General features: G+C 68.5%; 14 protein-coding genes. 6 read left to right on the forward strand and 8 right to left on the reverse strand.

The window, feature by feature from the left end; genetic code table 11:
- Positions 1–77: 77 nt before the first annotated feature.
- The 5 genes from bchY to M3465_RS12385 all read right to left on the reverse strand — a co-directional run bounded on the left by bchY (position 78) and on the right by M3465_RS12385 (position 5723).
- The gene (bchY, locus tag M3465_RS12365) at positions 78–1682 is read right to left on the reverse strand and encodes a chlorophyllide a reductase subunit Y (RefSeq protein ID WP_249502072.1); all 1605 of its coding nucleotides are present in this window, start codon (positions 1680–1682) and stop codon (positions 78–80) included.
- Positions 1669–2661 carry a chlorophyllide a reductase iron protein subunit X gene (locus M3465_RS12370; RefSeq protein WP_283255049.1) on the reverse strand — a complete coding sequence of 331 codons (993 nt, stop codon included), beginning with the start codon at positions 2659–2661 and terminating at the stop codon, positions 1669–1671. Before M3465_RS12370 ends, bchY begins: the two co-directional genes overlap by 14 nt.
- 8 nt (positions 2662–2669) lie before the next feature.
- Complete coding sequence (gene bchC, locus M3465_RS12375) at positions 2670–3611, reverse strand: chlorophyll synthesis pathway protein BchC (protein WP_249502074.1); 942 nt, start codon at positions 3609–3611, stop codon at positions 2670–2672.
- 85 nt (positions 3612–3696) lie between these two features.
- Positions 3697–4842, reverse strand: a complete 1146-nt coding sequence (locus M3465_RS12380) for a methyltransferase (RefSeq protein ID WP_249502075.1) — start codon at positions 4840–4842, stop codon at positions 3697–3699.
- Between the two features lie 2 nt (positions 4843–4844).
- A complete protein-coding gene (locus M3465_RS12385; RefSeq protein WP_249502076.1) occupies positions 4845–5723 on the reverse strand; it encodes a polyprenyl synthetase family protein in 879 nt (292 codons plus the stop codon).
- A gap of 114 nt (positions 5724–5837) precedes the next feature.
- Between M3465_RS12385 and crtD the strand changes: the two genes are divergently transcribed.
- Positions 5838–7391: a 1-hydroxycarotenoid 3,4-desaturase CrtD gene (gene crtD / locus M3465_RS12390; protein WP_249502077.1), complete on the forward strand. Its 1554-nt coding sequence runs from the start codon at positions 5838–5840 to the stop codon at positions 7389–7391.
- Positions 7346–8218 (forward strand): carotenoid 1,2-hydratase, encoded by an 873-nt coding sequence (gene crtC / locus M3465_RS12395; protein WP_349305045.1) that lies wholly within the window; start codon positions 7346–7348, stop codon positions 8216–8218. Before crtD ends, crtC begins: the two co-directional genes overlap by 46 nt.
- 2 nt (positions 8219–8220) lie before the next feature.
- On the opposite strand, the gene tspO is transcribed toward crtC, so the two are convergent.
- Genes tspO through M3465_RS12410 form a run of 3 tightly spaced genes read right to left on the reverse strand, consistent with a single transcriptional unit; the run spans position 8221 to position 11305 of the window.
- Positions 8221–8706 (reverse strand): tryptophan-rich sensory protein TspO, encoded by a 486-nt coding sequence (gene tspO, locus M3465_RS12400; RefSeq protein WP_249502078.1) that lies wholly within the window; start codon positions 8704–8706, stop codon positions 8221–8223.
- Between the two features lie 32 nt (positions 8707–8738).
- Positions 8739–9785, reverse strand: coding sequence for a phytoene/squalene synthase family protein (locus tag M3465_RS12405; protein ID WP_249502079.1), 1047 nt, complete (start codon positions 9783–9785; stop codon positions 8739–8741).
- Complete coding sequence (locus M3465_RS12410; protein ID WP_249502080.1) at positions 9782–11305, reverse strand: phytoene desaturase; 1524 nt, start codon at positions 11303–11305, stop codon at positions 9782–9784. The genes M3465_RS12405 and M3465_RS12410 overlap by 4 nt, the downstream gene beginning before the upstream one ends.
- Positions 11306–11471: 166 nt before the next feature.
- Here M3465_RS12410 and crtA point away from each other — a divergent pair, with 166 nt between their 5' ends.
- Genes crtA through bchO form a run of 4 tightly spaced genes read left to right on the forward strand, consistent with a single transcriptional unit; the run spans position 11472 to position 15665 of the window.
- A complete protein-coding gene (gene crtA, locus M3465_RS12415; RefSeq protein WP_249502081.1) occupies positions 11472–12173 on the forward strand; it encodes a spheroidene monooxygenase in 702 nt (233 codons plus the stop codon).
- Entirely contained in the window at positions 12170–13174 is a 1005-nt protein-coding gene (bchI, locus tag M3465_RS12420; protein WP_249502082.1) for a magnesium chelatase ATPase subunit I, read from the forward strand. Before crtA ends, bchI begins: the two co-directional genes overlap by 4 nt.
- Positions 13174–14808 carry a magnesium chelatase subunit D gene (locus tag M3465_RS12425; protein ID WP_249502083.1) on the forward strand — a complete coding sequence of 545 codons (1635 nt, stop codon included), beginning with the start codon at positions 13174–13176 and terminating at the stop codon, positions 14806–14808. The genes bchI and M3465_RS12425 overlap by 1 nt, the downstream gene beginning before the upstream one ends.
- The gene (bchO, locus tag M3465_RS12430; protein WP_249502084.1) at positions 14808–15665 is read left to right on the forward strand and encodes an alpha/beta fold hydrolase BchO; all 858 of its coding nucleotides are present in this window, start codon (positions 14808–14810) and stop codon (positions 15663–15665) included. Before M3465_RS12425 ends, bchO begins: the two co-directional genes overlap by 1 nt.
- Positions 15666–15668: the final 3 nt, after the last annotated feature.

Genomic DNA, 15668 nt, shown 5'->3' on the forward strand with positions numbered 1-15668 from the left:
GTTCAAGCCCAATGGACGGCGGGCTGGCCCCCATATCGACGGCAGATGCCGGGAACGCGTGAAAATCGTAGCGCTGCTCATATCATCTGCTCCGCCTGGGCTGCCCGGGCCGCCTTGGCCAGCTTCTTCGCATTCAGCGCGCGGAACTGCGGCTGCACATTCGGCGCGGCTTCCCAGATGCCGGCGGTATCGCCTCCGCCCACGCCATCGAAAAACTCCCGCATCTCCGCCATCCGCGCGCGATTGCCGATGGCCGCATTGATTACCTCGGCCAGCGATCCGGCCCCGGCCGCGCCCATCAGCGGGCGGGCAGAAATCAGGTTGGTGAAATAAAGCGCGGGAATGCCAAGCTCCTTGGCCTTCTGCACCACGGGCGTTGTGCCGATGGCAAGATCGGGACGCACGGCCTCCATCGCGGCGCAATCTTCCTCGAGCGAGGCGCGGTATTTCACCGTCACGCCGCGCGAGCGCAGCCAGTCCGCATCGGCCGCCGACCAGGGCGTTTTCGGGCAGGCGGTGCCGACATAGGGCACATCCGCGCCGCTCTCGATCAAGAGCCGCGCGACCAGCAGTTCGGAGCCTTCATAACCCGACAGCGTGATTGTTCCGGTGATCGGCGCACCGGCCAGCGCATCGCGGATGCCCGGCAAAACCGCGTTCTGCGCCACCGCGACTTTCTCGGCAGGCAAACCGAATGCCTCCCCGACGCAGGCCAGCCACTCCGCCGTGCCGTCATGGCCCACCGGGGCCGAGCCGATCACAGGCCGGCCGGCGGCCTGAAATTCGCGGATACTGGCGGTGTAGAACGGATGAATCGCCGCCACCGCGCCGCAATCGAGCGCGGCGTAAAGTTCGCGCCATTCGCGGCAGGGCACCACCGGCCCGGCGGCGAGGCCCATCGGCGCCAGCATCGCGCCGATCATCATCGGATCGGCGGGGAACATCTCTCCCAGCAGGGTCACTGTCGGGCGGTCCGACTTGCCGGAGGCGGGGCGTTGCACCGGCCCGGCTTCGGCTTCGCTGCGCGCGTAGTTCAGCATCGCGCCCGCCAGAACATCCTTCGCCTCTGCATGGGTCGGCACTCCGAAGCCCGGCACGTCGATGCCGATGATCCGCACGCCGTCTATTTCCGGCGGCAAAAGCCGCAGCGGCACGCCGGACGCCGTCGGCACGCACAGATTCGTCACCACGATCGCATCGAGCTGCGCCGGATCGGCCATATCATGCGCCGCCGCGCGGATATCCTCGAAGAGCTTGCCGGTGACGAGCGTTTCAGAATCGAAAGGCACATACCCCACCGACCGCCGCGCGCCGTAGAAATGCGACACGAAAGACAACCCGTAAACACAGCAGGCCGAGCCCGACAGCAGGGTCGCCACCCGCTTCATGCGCAGCCCGACGCGCAGGCTGCCGAAGGCGGGACACATGGATTGCGGCTTGTCATGCGGGCCGGCCGGGTAATCGGCAGCGTATTGGTCGAGGATTTCCAAGGCCCCGGCGCGCCGTGCCGCTGCCTGCATCGTCTCCGCACCCGCCGAACAGCCGCCCGCAAGCGCGGTTGCCTTGACATCGGGCGCGTCCGCTTCGGTCACGATCACCGCGCCGGACGCGTCATAGCCGACCTCGTAGCCCTGTTTGCCATCCGCCCCGGAGGCGAGGTTATGCCGCTCAAGCGTCGTCATAGATGACCTCAAGGCTCTCGCGCAGAACCGCGTTCTTGCCGCGCATGTCGGCATCGGTGGCGGGCACCAGCTGGTAATCGCCGCCCGTATCCTTGCTGTCGAACAGCGCCAGCAGCCCGTCCTGATCGAGCGGCACTGGACGTGTCGGCGGCGCGCCGGCGACGGCATCGCCGAGCCCCGCGAACAGATCGCCCCATTGCGATTTCGCCGTGCCGACGATCTGGTAATTCGCCGATTTCTTGCGCAGGTCGTCGTCCTGCGGGATGGCGGCCAGCACGGGAATGTTCACCGCTTCAGCAAAGGCAGCCGCCTCTCCGGTGCCGTCATCCTTGTTGATGACCAGCCCGGCCACACCGACATTACCGCCCAGCTTGCGGAAGTAATCGACCGCCGAGCAGACATTGTTGGCCACATAAAGCGATTGCAGATCGTTCGACGCGACCAGGATCACCTTCTGCGCCATGTCCCGCGCGATGGGCAAGCCGAAGCCGCCGCAGACCACGTCGCCCAGGAAATCGAGCAGGACGTAATCGAAATCCCAATCGAGAAAGCCGAGCTTTTCCAGCAGTTCGAAGCCGTGGATGATCCCGCGTCCGCCGCAGCCGCGCCCGACTTCGGGACCGCCCAGCTCCATCGCGAAAACGCCGCCGTGCTTGAAGCAGACATCGCCGATGGCCACTTCCTCGCCGGAGTCCTTCTTGCGGGCGGAGGTGTCGATGATCGTCGGGCATGCCTTGCCGCCGAAGAGCAGCGAAGTGGTGTCGGATTTCGGATCGCATCCGATCAGCAGCACGCGCTTGCCCTGTTCGGCCATCATGTGGCTGAGATTGGCCAGCGTAAAGCTCTTGCCGATACCGCCCTTGCCGTAGATCGCGATGATCTGCGTCTTGCTCGTGGGCGCGTCCTGCGGCACGTCGAGGCTTGGATCTACCGCCGCCTCGTCGCGCAGCCGCTGGTCGAACTCCCTAAGGTTTGGCATGTCGTCCTTCACGCGGCATCCTTCCAGTTGAGTATCATCTTGAGGCACTCCGGGTCGGTGAATGCCGTCTCGTAGGCGTTAGGCGCATCGGCGCTTGCGGCTTGGTGCGTGATGAGGCCGGCCAGCGACAGCGCGCCGCTTTCGACGAGCGCGCGCGTGGCCGCCAGATCGCCTTGCGTCCATTCGGCGGCGATGCGCAGCCGCGCTTCCTTCATGAAGGCGGGCGGAAAGGCAAAGCCGAGCGGCGCGGTATAGAACCCCGCCAAGACAATCTCGCCGCCGCGCGCGATGCGCCCGATCAGCGTATCGAGCAGGTCCGCCGCGCCGGAGGCGTCATAGACCGACATGTAATCGCGGCGCGGATCGGCGTCGGGGTGCAGCACCTCGTAGCCTTCACTGCCCGATTCGCGGGAGGTATCCGTTTCCCAGACCATCGGCGCGGGCGCTCCGGCGGCCAGCGTCAGCCGTGCGAGGAGTCGGCCGAGAACGCCATGCCCGACGATCAGATCCGGCACCGCCTTGCCCGGCCCTGCCATCGCATGCCGCGCCGTTGCGGCAAGCGCCAGCAACGCGCCCTGCGGCCCGAGCGCAGAATCGATCCGCGTCACGCGCGCCGCATCGGTAACCAGACGCCGCGCGGCGCCACCGAACAGGCCGAATGCGCCTTCGAACCCGCTCGATCCGGGCACGAACACCGTCTCGCCGACGCGGTAGCCGCATTCGGGGCCAGCCTCGACCACCTCGCCGGCGGCCTCATAGCCGGGCACCAGCGGATAGCCCATGCCGGGGAAGGGTGGCATGTCTCCGCTCCAGAACAATTTTTCGGTGCCTGTGGAAATGCCCGAATAGGCCACGTCGACGACGATATCGCCCGCTCCGGGTGCTGTGAGGCCCAGTGCCTGCACGTCCAGCACCTTGGGAGCCTTCAGGATGACTGCTTCGGTATGCACAACCACCTCCCTCGTCGCGGCATGTCGGACACGGAATCAAATCCCGGTTGTGTGTAAGTTTACTCTTACACAATAATCTGTCAATTTATTCTGACAGTTTTTCAGCGATCACGACGCTGGTGACGAAGGGGCGCGGCATTTTGGGTGTATCGACCCTGTCAAATCCCGCCGCTTTGCAAAGCGCGGCAATCTCGGAGGCCGAGCGCGCCTTGCCGGTGCGCATCGCCAAAGTGTAAAGCGCGAAATACACATCGCCCGGAACGGTCGGCACCGCGCCGCCGGTCATCGGCTCCGACAGGATCAACCGCCCGGCATCCGGAAGGATCGCATGCACGCGCTGCAAGATCGCCGCGACGGTGCTGTCTTCATGGTCATAGGCCACGCGCACGAGGCTGATCGTATCAGCGCCCGACGGCAGCGGATCGGTGTGGAACGATCCGGCAGCGATCCCGATCCGCCCGGCCAGCCCGGCCTCTTCGATGCGCGTCCGCGCGCCCTCCGCCACCTGCGGCAGATCGAACAGGATACCGCGCAGACGCGGCGCGGCGCGGCAGGCGGCGCAAAGAAACGTGCCCGTGCCGCCACCGATATCGAGCAGCACGCGCGCGTGGCGCAGATCGACCGCCGCCAGCGTATCCTCGGCGACCAGCCGCTGGCTCTGCGCCATCAGTTCCGAATAGCGGGCGGCAAGCGCCGCATCGCCAGCCTCCGCCGCGCCGAACACATAGGGCCAGAACCGCGCGAGTTCGGTCTTCGCCTCGCCGCGAAACACCGCCACCGGATCGGCCAGATCGCGGTAAAGCACCTTGTGATGCAGGATCATCTCCCGAAGCCCCGGCACGCCGGCCATCGCCGCACCGCGCCGCGTCAGCGCCACGCGATCGCCGCGCCGGAGCTTCAGAAGCCCCGTTGCGACATTCGCGCGCAAGAGAACCCGCAGGCCCGCCTCGGGCATGTCGCACCGCGCGGCAAGCTGCTCGACCGTCAGCGCGCCATCCATCAGGCGCTCGGGAATGCGCAGGTCTACCAGCGCCATCAGCGCCTGCGACGCGCAGAATCCCGCCACGATGTCGAAGATCGCCTCCCCGTCCCGCCGGGCGAGGCGGCGCAAAACCGGCGTGCGCGCGGCAAGGGACTGAACGCGCGGATCGGCCAGCAGCCGGTTGATCCGTCCGGCTGGTCCGAACCCGACAAGGCGCCGCGCACGGCCGGGTGCCGGCGCGTCGCTCATGGTTATTCGCCCGGAACGCTGTGCCCGGCGGCGGGCACGGGCGAGAGCCGTTCGGCGTAGTGCTGCACCATCCGCGCGAGAGCGGCCTCTCCGGGGCAGGAGGGGATCGAGGCGATTGCCCCGGCGAGGCTGTCCTTCAGACGCTCGGTCGCGCCACGCACACCGAATTGCGCGACCGCGTTGGGCCGCCCGTTCAGATCGTCCTGCCCGGCGGGCTTGCCCAGTTCCTCAACGCTCAGCAGCGTGTCGCGCAGATCGTCGGCGATCTGGAAGGCCGCGCCGATCCGCGCGCCCAGCTCTTCCCAGGGGGCGGGATCCTGACCGCCGGCAATGGCGCCCATCTGCGTCGCCGCGATGAAAAGCGCCGCCGTCTTGGCGTTGTGATAGGCCGCGAGATCGATCTCGCCCTCGCTTTCCCACCCCTGCCCCGCGCAAATGCCGCCGGGCATCCCGGTGCGGCGCGCAAGGCTGAGGACAAGGCGCGAGGACAGCGCGGGATCGAGAGCGCCGATCCGCGCCAGTTCCTCGAAGGCGAGGATGATCAGGCTATCACCGGCCAGCACCGCGAGAGGCTGCGAATAGGCGCGATGCACCGAAGGCTTGCCGCGCCTCGTGTCGGCATCGTCGAAACAGGGCAGGTCGTCATGCACGAGCGAGGCGCAATGGATCAGCTCCAGCGCGGCGGCGGCGGCATCCTCGATCTCCGCCCGCCCGCCGGCGCAGGCGGTCGCAACGCCGAGCAGGATCGTGGGCCGAATCCGGGCGCCGCCCGGCATCACCGCATAGTCGATGGCCGCGCCCAGACGCTGCGGCGCGGCCGGATCGCGGCATCGCGCAACGGCACGCGCCACGGCGCTTTCGATCCGTTCGGAAAAATCCATATCGCTCCTCCTCGTCGGGGAAATGTCAGACAAAGCAAACATCCATGTGTAAACTACACTGGACAGTTTGTCCCTGGCTGTCAATAATCCAGAGTCGAAAGGCGGGCCGAACGCATGGTCACACAACATCCCATCGTGATCGTCGGCGCCGGGATCGGCGGGCTGGCGGCGGCGCTGCGGCTGGCGTATGCCGGCTGCGACGTCACTGTGCTCGAGCGCCACGCCACCCCCGGCGGCAAGCTCCGCACGACGCCGTCGTCCGCCGGGCCTGTCGATGCGGGGCCGACCGTGCTGACCCTGCGCCCGGTTTTCGAGGCGCTTTTCGCCGATGTGGGGGAAAGGCTGGAGGACCATCTGACGCTTCAAGCAGATGCCGTGCTCGCGCGGCACTATTGGCCCGATGGCACCGGGCTTGATCTTTGCGCCGATCACGCGCAGAGCGCCGCCAATGTCGAAGTTGCTTTCGGCGCGCGGGCGCGGTCCGATTTCCTCGCCTTCTCCGCCCGCGCGAAACGGTTGTTCGAGGGGTTCGACGCGCCGGTGATGCAAGCGCCGTCGCTGCGGCTTTCCGCGCTGACCCGCCATGCCCTTCGCAACCCGGCGTTGGCGCTGTCGGCTGCGCCGATGCGCACTCTGGCCGGATTGCTGCGCAATGCCTTCAGCGAACCGCGCCTTGCGCAGCTTTTCGGGCGATACGCCACCTATGTCGGCGGCTCGCCCTATGCCGCGCCGGCTTTGCTGGCACTGATCTGGCATGCCGAACGCTCCGGCGTCTGGCGGATCGAGGGCGGGATGCACCGGCTGGCAAGCGTGCTTGAGGCTCTGGCAAAGGCGCGGGGCGCGGTGTTCCACTACGGCGCCCATGTCACCGGGATCGGCTGGGAGAGCGACCGGCCCGCCCGCGTCACCACCAGCGCCGGCACGGTCCCGGCGCGCACGGTGCTGTTCAATGGCGATCCGAATGCGCTGCTTGCCGGGGCGCTCGGGAAGCGCGCGATGGCCGCCGTGCCGCCCAAGGCGGCGCAGCCGCGCAGCCTTTCGGCCAACGTGCTGAGCTTCGCCGCCCGCGTGGAAGGCCCGCCTCTTGCGCATCACACGGTATTTTTCAGCGCCGACCCGCGTGCGGAATTCGACGCGCTGGCAAAGGGGCGGATGCCGGAGGACCCGACGCTCTATATCTGCGCGCAGGATCGCGGCGGAGGGCCTTCGCCCTGCGGGATCGAACGCTTCGAAATCATCGCCAACGCCGCCCCCGGCACGAAAACGGACAAGACGCTATGCCGACAGATCATCCTGACCACATTGCGCCGCTTCGGGCTGAGCCTTCACCCCGCGCCGGGGGAGGACCATCTGACGACGCCCGAGATGTTCGACACGCTCTCCCCGCACAGTCGCGGATCGCTTTACGGGCGATCCCCGCAGGGGATGATGGCCGCCTTCGCCCGCCCGGCGGCGCGCAGCCGTCTGCCGGGGCTCTACCTCGTCGGCGGCAGCGCGCATCCGGGAGCGGGCCTACCGATGGCGACGCTCTCCGCCCGGCATGCGGCAGAGGCGATTCTGACCGACCTAACTTCGACCTCGATATCCCGCCCGGCGGCTATGCGTGGTGGTATATCGACGGGATCGCCGACGGCGGCGCAAAGGCGATCTCGATCATCGGCTTCATAGGAACGGTCTTTTCGCCCTGGTATGCGTGGTCGGGGCGGGGCGATCCCGAAGATCACTGCTGCATCAACGTCGTGACCAGCGGCCCGGGCGCACGGTTCGCCATGACCGATCGGGGGCGCGGAGCGCTGCGCCGGTCGCGCGATTGTCTGACCATCGGCCCCTCCTCGATGCGATGGGACGGCGCACGGCTCATCATCGATCTGAACGAGATATCCGGCCTGCCGCGCGTTGCGCGCCTGCGCGGGCGAGTCACGGTCACGCCATCGGCGCTCACCTCAGTGGAGCTTCCGCTGACGGCGGATGGGGCGCATGTCTGGCGGCCCTTCGCGCCGATCTGCCGGATCGATGTCGATTTGGACGCGCCGGAGCGGGCGTGGTCGGGCCATGGCTATTTCGATGCCAATTTCGGCACCCGCCCGCTGGAGCGCGATTTCCGGTTCTGGACATGGGGCCGCTTCCCCGCAAGGGACGGGGCGCTCTGCGTTTATGACGCGCATCTGCGCGGCGGCGCATCCGCCGAACGGGCGTTTCATTTCAATCCCAACGGAAGCGCGGAGGAAACCGCCGCCCCGCCCCGAACCCGCTTCGGACATAGCGGCTGGCGGTTGCCGCTGGAGATGCGGGCCGATGCGGGCCATGCGCCAAGGATCGTGACATCGATGCTCGATGCGCCGTTCTATGCCCGCTCGGTCGTCGAAACGCGGCTGGGCGGCGAGACCGTCACCGGCATGCACGAGGCACTCGATCTGGACCGTTACGCCTCCGCGCTCATCAAGCCGATGCTCGCCATGCGCGTGCCGCGCCGCAAGCGGTGGCGCTTCGGATAGGCTCAGACGTCGATCTCGGAGGGGCGCAGCGGGGTCACGTCCGGGTTCATCCGCGCGACCGTCAGGTTCAGCGCGAAGGCGATCGTGACCCAGACGAGATAGGGCACGAAGGCCAGACCGGCCCAGAGGTCGAGCTGGAAATGCGTCACCGTTGCCCCCAGCACGGCGAGCCAAAGACAGCCGATCACCGGCAGCGCGCCCTTGAGCCGCCGCAACCCGAAGAAGATCGGCGTCCAAAGCGCGTTGAGCGCGATCTGCGCCGCCCAGAAGGCCATCGCGAGGTCATTGCCCGGCAGCACCGACGCCCGTGCCCCGGCAAAGGCGATGAGCAGATAGATCGTCGTCCACATCACGGGGAACACCCAGTTGGGCGGCGTCCATGAGGGTTTGTTCAGCTTCTCATACCAGCGCCCCGGCGGGAAGGCCGCTCCGGTGACGCCTGCGCCGAAACAGGCGGCGAGGAAGATGAAGAAGTTGAGTAATTCCATGCGTCACACCCCTGCCCGACCGCGCGTCAGTATCAGGCCCGCCTGCCCTCTTGTCCAGCCACCGGATCGCGCGATCTGAGTTCCGCCAGCGCGCGCAGCACCGATCCGGCGCGCCCGGCGCCCCAGAAGGGCGCAGTGCCATCCCGCTCCGCGACCGCATCGACAAGGAACGCCGTTTCCGCGAGCGGCGGCGCATAGAGCGTGGCCGGTTGCGGCATGACGAAAGAGCCCGCCGCATAGCCTGCCGATTTGCCCAGCAGCGCGGCCTTGCGCAGCCGCCCGGTGCTTGCGCGGGCGGTGATCGGATCGAAGCCCTGCCGCCGAAGCGCACCGCCGATGGCGGCATAGATGAACCGCGCGGCATAGATGCCGACGCGTGCGCCCGGCGGCAGGCGCGGCACGCCCGATTGCGCGCGCAGGTAAAGCCGCCGCGCCTCGGCCAGAAGCCGCGCGACGAGAACGCGCAATTCCGGGCTGGCACGCGGATCGGCAAGGAACGCCTCGGCGCTCAGGCCCGCCTCCTCCATCCAGTCCAGCGGCAGGTAAAGCCGCCCGGCGGCGGCATCCTCGCCGACATCGCGCGCTATATTGGTCAGCTGCATCGCGACGCCCAGATCGCAGGCACGCGCCAGCGCATGTCGGTCGCGCACGCCCATCAGCACGCACATCATCGCCCCCACCGCGCTCGCGACGCGTGCGGAATAGGCGCAGAGCCCGGAGAAATCGTCATACCGCCGCTCGGCCGCATCCCAGGCCAGCCCTTCCAGCAGCGCCTCGGGCAGGGCGCGGGGCATCCGGTGCTGCGCGACGATGGCGCAAAACGCCCGGTCCTCGGGCGCATCGCGCGGCGCCATGGCATAGACGCGGTCCAGCCGCTCGCTCAGCGCCAGCACCGCAGCGGCCTTGTCGCGGCCCTCGTCCACCTCGTCATCGACCAGCCGGCAGAAGGCATAAAGCGCGAGCGCAGGATCGCGGATCGAGGCGGGCAGGACACGCGAAGCGGTGTGGAACGACAGCGATCCGCTGCGGATCGCCTGCCGGCAATGGGCCAGATCGGCGGGATGGATCGCCCCGCTCATTCCGCCGCCAATCGCTGCGCCGCCGCCGGTGCGTCGGGCACCAGACGGGCCAGCACCTCGGCGCTGGAGATCACGCCGGGCAGGCCCGCGCCGGGATGCGTTCCCGCACCCACAAGGTAAAGACCGCGCGCTTCTTCGCTGATGTTATGCGGGCGGAACCACGCGCTTTGCAGGATGCGCGGCTCGATGGAGAAGCCCGCCCCGTAGGGCGACAGATACCTGTCGCGGAAATCTTCGGGGGTGAACACTTCCGAGGCCGACAGATGCGCCTCGAAACCGGGGATCACCTTGTCGAGCGCGGCGGCGACCATGGCGCGGTAGCGGTCCGCCTCCCGCGCCCAATCGACCGGGTGCGCACCGCCCAGATGCGGCACCGGAGAGAGCGCGTAGAACGTATCATCCCCCGCCGGTGCGACGCCCGGATCGGTGACGGAGGGGCGGTGCAGGTAAAGGCTCATGTCGTCCGACAGCCGGCCCTTCATGAAGATGTCCCGCACCAGCCCCTTGTAGCGCGGACCGTTGAGGATCGTGTGATGCCCCACATCGCGCCATTTCATCGCCGTGCCGCGCGTGCCGAAATACCAGACGAAGAGCCCCATCGACCACCGCTTGCGCGCTAGTTTGGCAGGCGTCCAGCGGCGTTTCGGCAGGTTGCGCAAGAGGCGCGTGTAGGTGTGCCCGGCATCGGCGTTACTGACGACGATATCGGCCTGCTCATGCGCTCCGCCGGCCAGCCGCACACCGGTTGCCGCGCCGTTCTGCACGGTGATCTCGTCCACCTCCACGCCTTGCCGCACCGCGCCGCTTTGGCTGCGGATCACCCGGACCATCGCATCGGCAATCGCCTGCACCCCGCCCATCGCGTAATGGACGCCAAAGGCCTTCTCCAGATGGCAGACGAGCGCGTAGATCGATGTAACGTGAAACGGATCGCCGCCGATGAAGAGCGGATGGAACGACAGCGCCATGCGCAGGCGCTCGTCCTTCACCCTCGCGGCGGCATGGGCATAGACAGACCTGTCGGCGCGGAGCCTCGCGAAGGTAGGCAGCACCTTGACGATATCCATCAGCTTGTTCATCGGACGCCGGCCCAGCTCCTCGAAGCCGAAGGCATAGCGTGCCTCGCTGTCCTTGAGGAACTGCCGGTAGCCGGCCACATCGCCGGGGCTGAGCCGCGCGACCTCGGCCGCCATGCGCTCGCTATCGCCGGTGGCGGTAAAGCGCGTGCCATCGGGCCAGCGGATTTCATAAAACGGATCGAGCGGGCGCAGATCGACCTCCTTGCGGAAATCGGCATCGCAGGCGGCGAACAGCTCCTCGAAAAGCTGCGGCACCGTCACGATGGTCGGGCCGAGATCGAACCTGTGGCCATCGCGCAGGATCGAAGTGCCGCGCCCGCCTGCGCGGTCCAGCCTGTCGAGCACCGTGACGCGATAGCCTTTCGCCCCGAGCCGCATGGCGGCGGCGAGCCCGCCCAGCCCTGCGCCGATCACTATTGCCGTGCTGCCTGCGCCTGCCATGGCTCACCTCGTGACTCGTTCCGTCTCAGCCTACAGGTGTAAACCTGCTTTTACAACAAAACTCCGCCGGATGCGCAAAATCCAATATTCTTTTCGCGAACAATTGATACTTTACCCATCGCCGGAAGATGTGTCAGACTAAGTTGACGCCACCGGGAGTCGCCTCATGGGGCAAATCGTGTCACTCAGCTTCCATCGCTTCGACAGCCTGCGCAGTCGCGCCTGGGCCTTCGCGATGATGGGCCTCGCGCGCGGCGCGATGGCGCGGGTGCCGGGGATCGGTTTCTGGAAGCTTTGCGGATCGGGCACCGGCGAAGGGTTCACGCCAAGGCCGAACCTGTCCGTCTACGCGATCCTCGCGACATGGCCGGACGCGGAAACCGCCCGCGCGCAAATCTGCGGCGCGGATATCTTCGCCCGCTACCGCGACCGCGCTGCCGAAAGCTGGACCGTGTTCCTCAGCCCGACCTCCGTGCGCGGCAAATGGTCGGACAGAACGCCCTTCGCGGTCAGCCATGATGGCCCGCCCCCCACCGCGCTCGCCGCGCTCACGCGCGCCGCGATCCGTCCCGCCATCGCGGCGCGGTTCTGGCGGCGGGTGCCGGATATCTCATCGGTGATCGGGGCCGATACAGGGGTTCTGTTCAAGATCGGCATCGGCGAGGTGCCGTGGCTGCATCAGGTGACCTTCTCCATTTGGCCGGATACCAGAGCGATGGCCGCTTTCGCCCGCACCGGCCCCCATGCCGAGGCGATCGAGGCCGTTCGGCGCGAAAACTGGTTCCGCGAAGAGCTTTACGCGCGCTTCGCCATTCACTCCGATATCGGCACCTGGAACGGTGTCTCCCCGCTCAAGGCTGCTGCATGACCCAACCCTTTCCCTTCTCCGCCATCGTCGGGCAAGACGACATGAAACTGGCGATGATCCTGACGGCGGTGGACCCGTCCATCGGCGGCGTGCTGGTCTTCGGCGACAGGGGCACCGGCAAATCGACCGCCGTGCGCGCGCTGGCCGCGCTCTTGCCGCCGATCACCGCCATCGAGGGCTGCCCCGTCAATTCGGCCAGCCCTGCGGATTGCCCCGACTGGGCCGGCATAACGACCAACCGGACGCATGAGATCCCGACCCCGGTCGTCGATCTGCCGCTCGGCGCGAGCGAGGATCGCGTGACCGGCGCGCTCGATATCGAGCGGGCGCTGGTGGACGGGCAAAAGGCGTTCCAGCCGGGGCTGCTGGCGCGGGCCAATCGCGGGTATCTTTATATCGACGAGGTCAACCTGCTGGAGGATCACATCGTCGATCTGCTGCTCGACGTGGCGCAATCGGGCGAGAACATGGTGGAGCGCGAGGGGCTGTCGATCCGCCATCCGGCGCGCTTCGTGCTGGTCGGATCGGGCAACCCCGAGGAGGGCGAGCTGCGCCCGCAACTGCTCGACCGGTTCGGCCTGTCGGTCGATGTGACCTCGCCCGCCGATATCGACCTGCGGATCGAGGTTCTGCGCCGGCGCGATGCGTTCGAGAACGACAACGCGGCTTTCATGCTGCGCTGGCAGGCCGAGGATGCGACGATCCGCGATCAGATCCTCTCTGCTCGCAAGGCGCTTCGGGATCTCGCGCCCGACGAAGCGGCGCTGCGCGATGTGGCCGAGCTCTGCCTTGCGCTGGGATCGGACGGGATACGCGGCGAATTGGCGCTCCTGAAAGCGGCGCGCGCCTATGCCGCGTTCCGCGACGATACCGCGATCACCCGCACCCATATCCGCGCCGCCGCGCCGCTGGCGCTGAGCCACCGGATGCGCCGCGATCCGCTCGACGAGGCGGGCTCGGAGGCGCGCGTGGGGCGGGTCATTGAAACCGTGCTCGGCTGATGGGCGCCGAAGCGCAATGGGCGCGCGCGGTGATCGCGCTGCATCTGGCCTGCGCCGATCCCGGCGGATTGGGCGGTGTGCTCCTGCGCGCCCGCGCCGGTCCCGCGCGGGAGGCGTTTTTGCGCGCGCTGGAGCACGGATCGGCGCGGCTGCATCCCGCGATGCCGGAGGATGCGCTTTTCGGCGGGCTGGATATCGATGCTACGCTGGCGACGGGGCGGATCGAACTGCGCGCCGGGCTCGATGCGCATGACGGCCCGCTCATCCTGCCAATGGCCGAACGCACGCCGCCGCGACTGGCCGCGCGTTTCGCCGGGATGCTGGACGCGCGGCGGGCGCATCCGCTGATCGCGCTCGATGAAAGCGCCGGCGATGAAGAGCGCGTGCCGCCCGCGCTGGCCGACCGGCTGGCGCTTCATGTCGATCTCGAGGCCGTGCCGCTGGCGGCGATCGGCCCGGTGGAGACACCCCTGCCCGGCCCCGCCGCCCTGCCGCGCGCGCAGGATGCGCAGATCGCCGAGATTGCCGGGCTGGCCGAAGCCTTCGGCGTTCCGGGCGCGCGTGCCGGATGGCTGGCGCTGCGCGCGGCGGCGGCCCATGCCGCGCTGAAGGGCCGCGCGGTGATCGCGGCGGAGGATATCGAACTGGCCTGCCTGCTGGTGCTCGCCCCGCGCGCCACGCACCTGCCCGAGCCCGGCGCGCCCCCGGCCCCGCCCCAGCCCGAGGAGACGCGCGACCCCGGCAGCGAGGCCGAGAGCCTTCCCGAGGACAACCCACCAACCGATCTGCCCATCGAGGCGGTTCTGGCGCAGCTGCCCGAGGGGATGCTGGCCCGGATCGCCGCCCGCAAGGCGCGCGCCGCGCGCGGCACCGGCACGGGCGATGCGCGGATCGGCAACCGCCGGGGGCGTCCGGTGCCGCCGCGCAAGGGGCGGCTGGGCGGCACGGCGCGGCTCGATCTGGTGGCAACGCTGCGCGCCGCCGCGCCATGGCAGGCCGCGCGCGGCAGGCCGAAAGGCGGGCCGCTGCGCATCCGCCCCGCCGACATTCACCTGCGCCGCTACGAACAGCCCTCCGACCGGCTGTTGATCTTCGTCGTGGATGCGTCGGGCTCCGCCGCGATGACCCGGCTGGCCGAGGCCAAGGGCGCGGTGGAACTGATGCTCGCCGCCGCCTATGCGCGGCGCGATCACGTCGCGCTGATCGCCTTTCGAAAGGCCGAAGCCGAGGTGCTGCTCGCGCCCACCCGCTCGCTCTTGCGCACCAAGCGGCAGCTCGCCGGCCTTCCCGGCGGCGGGGCGACGCCGCTGGCGCGCGGGCTGCGCGAGGCGCTCGAAATGGCGAAATCCGCCCGGCGGCGCGGCATGACGCCCACCCTTGCGATCCTCACCGACGGGCGCGCGAATATCGCGCTCGACGGCACGGCGGATCGCGGCGCCGCCGCGTCCGATGCACTGGACATGGCGCGCGCCATCCGCGCCTCAGGCATGGAGGCGCTGGTGATCGATAGCGGCACACGGCCCGAACCCGCGCTGCGCGCCCTGGCGGATGCGATGCAGGGGCACCACTTCGCGCTCCCGCGTGCCGATGCGGGCCGGATTTCCGCGGCCGTCAGCGCCGCGCTGGACGCCTGATGCGCTGGCCCGAGGATGCCGAAGGCTGGCCGATGAGCGAGCATTCGCGCCTCGTGCCGCATCGCCCGCATCGCTGGCATGTGCAGGAGATGGGCATCGGCCCCACGCTCCTGCTGATTCACGGCGCGGGCGGCGCGAGCCATAGCTGGCGCGGGCTGGCCCCCATCCTCGCGCGCAGCTTCCACGTCGTCACAATCGATCTGCCGGGCCAGGGCTTCACCCGATCCGGCGCGCGGCAGCGCAGCGGGCTGGAGGGTATGACCAACGATCTGGCATCGCTCATCGACGCCGAAGGATGGGTGCTGCACGGGGTGATCGGCCATTCTGCCGGCGGCGCCATCGCGATGAACCTGGCGCTGCAATCGGGCGATCCCGCGCTTCGGGTGGTGACGATCAACGCCGCGCTGTCGCGGTTCGAGGGCGTGGCCGGATGGCTCTTTCCAAGGCTGGCGAAGCTTCTGGCCGCCACGCCCTTCACCGCCGATCTCTTTGCCGCCGCCGCCTCCAGCCGGTCGAATGTCGCGCGGCTGATCGCCGGGACGGGCTCCGCGCTCCCGGATGAGGATATCGCGCTTTATCGCCGGCTCGTGGCCGACCGGGCGCATGTCGATGGCACGCTGTCGATGATGGCGCAATGGGATCTGGACGGGCTGCTGCCCCGGCTGGGGGAGTTGCGCAATCCGGTGCTGATGCTGACAGGCGAGAGAGACAGCGCCGTGCCGCCCGAGGTTTCGGATCGTGCCGCGAAGCGCCTTCCGAACGCCGAGGTGCAGCGCCTGCCCGGTCTGGGCCATCTGATGCACGAGGAAAACCCGCAGGCCGTCGCGGGCGCGATCCTGCCGTTTCTGCAAGCGTGACAG

It is taken from the genome of Marivita sp. GX14005, assembly GCF_023370775.1.
GTDB lineage: Bacteria > Pseudomonadota > Alphaproteobacteria > Rhodobacterales > Rhodobacteraceae > Marivita.

Bases quoted from the DNA above. Each gene is read 5' to 3' on its own strand.
- M3465_RS12425 (WP_249502083.1), top strand. From the start codon at position 13,174: ATGGGCGCCGAAGCGCAATGGGCGCGCGCGGTGATCGCGCTGCATCTG.
- crtD (WP_249502077.1), top strand. From the start codon at position 5,838: ATGGTCACACAACATCCCATCGTGATCGTCGGCGCCGGGATCGGCGGG.
- bchY (WP_249502072.1), bottom strand. From the start codon at position 1,682: ATGACGACGCTTGAGCGGCATAACCTCGCCTCCGGGGCGGATGGCAAA.
- bchO (WP_249502084.1), top strand. From the start codon at position 14,808: ATGCGCTGGCCCGAGGATGCCGAAGGCTGGCCGATGAGCGAGCATTCG.
- bchI (WP_249502082.1), top strand. From the start codon at position 12,170: ATGACCCAACCCTTTCCCTTCTCCGCCATCGTCGGGCAAGACGACATG.
- tspO (WP_249502078.1), bottom strand. From the start codon at position 8,706: ATGGAATTACTCAACTTCTTCATCTTCCTCGCCGCCTGTTTCGGCGCA.
- crtA (WP_249502081.1), top strand. From the start codon at position 11,472: ATGGGGCAAATCGTGTCACTCAGCTTCCATCGCTTCGACAGCCTGCGC.
- M3465_RS12385 (WP_249502076.1), bottom strand. From the start codon at position 5,723: ATGGATTTTTCCGAACGGATCGAAAGCGCCGTGGCGCGTGCCGTTGCG.
- M3465_RS12410 (WP_249502080.1), bottom strand. From the start codon at position 11,305: ATGGCAGGCGCAGGCAGCACGGCAATAGTGATCGGCGCAGGGCTGGGC.
- M3465_RS12380 (WP_249502075.1), bottom strand. From the start codon at position 4,842: ATGAGCGACGCGCCGGCACCCGGCCGTGCGCGGCGCCTTGTCGGGTTC.
- M3465_RS12405 (WP_249502079.1), bottom strand. From the start codon at position 9,785: ATGAGCGGGGCGATCCATCCCGCCGATCTGGCCCATTGCCGGCAGGCG.
- M3465_RS12370 (WP_283255049.1), bottom strand. From the start codon at position 2,661: ATGCCAAACCTTAGGGAGTTCGACCAGCGGCTGCGCGACGAGGCGGCG.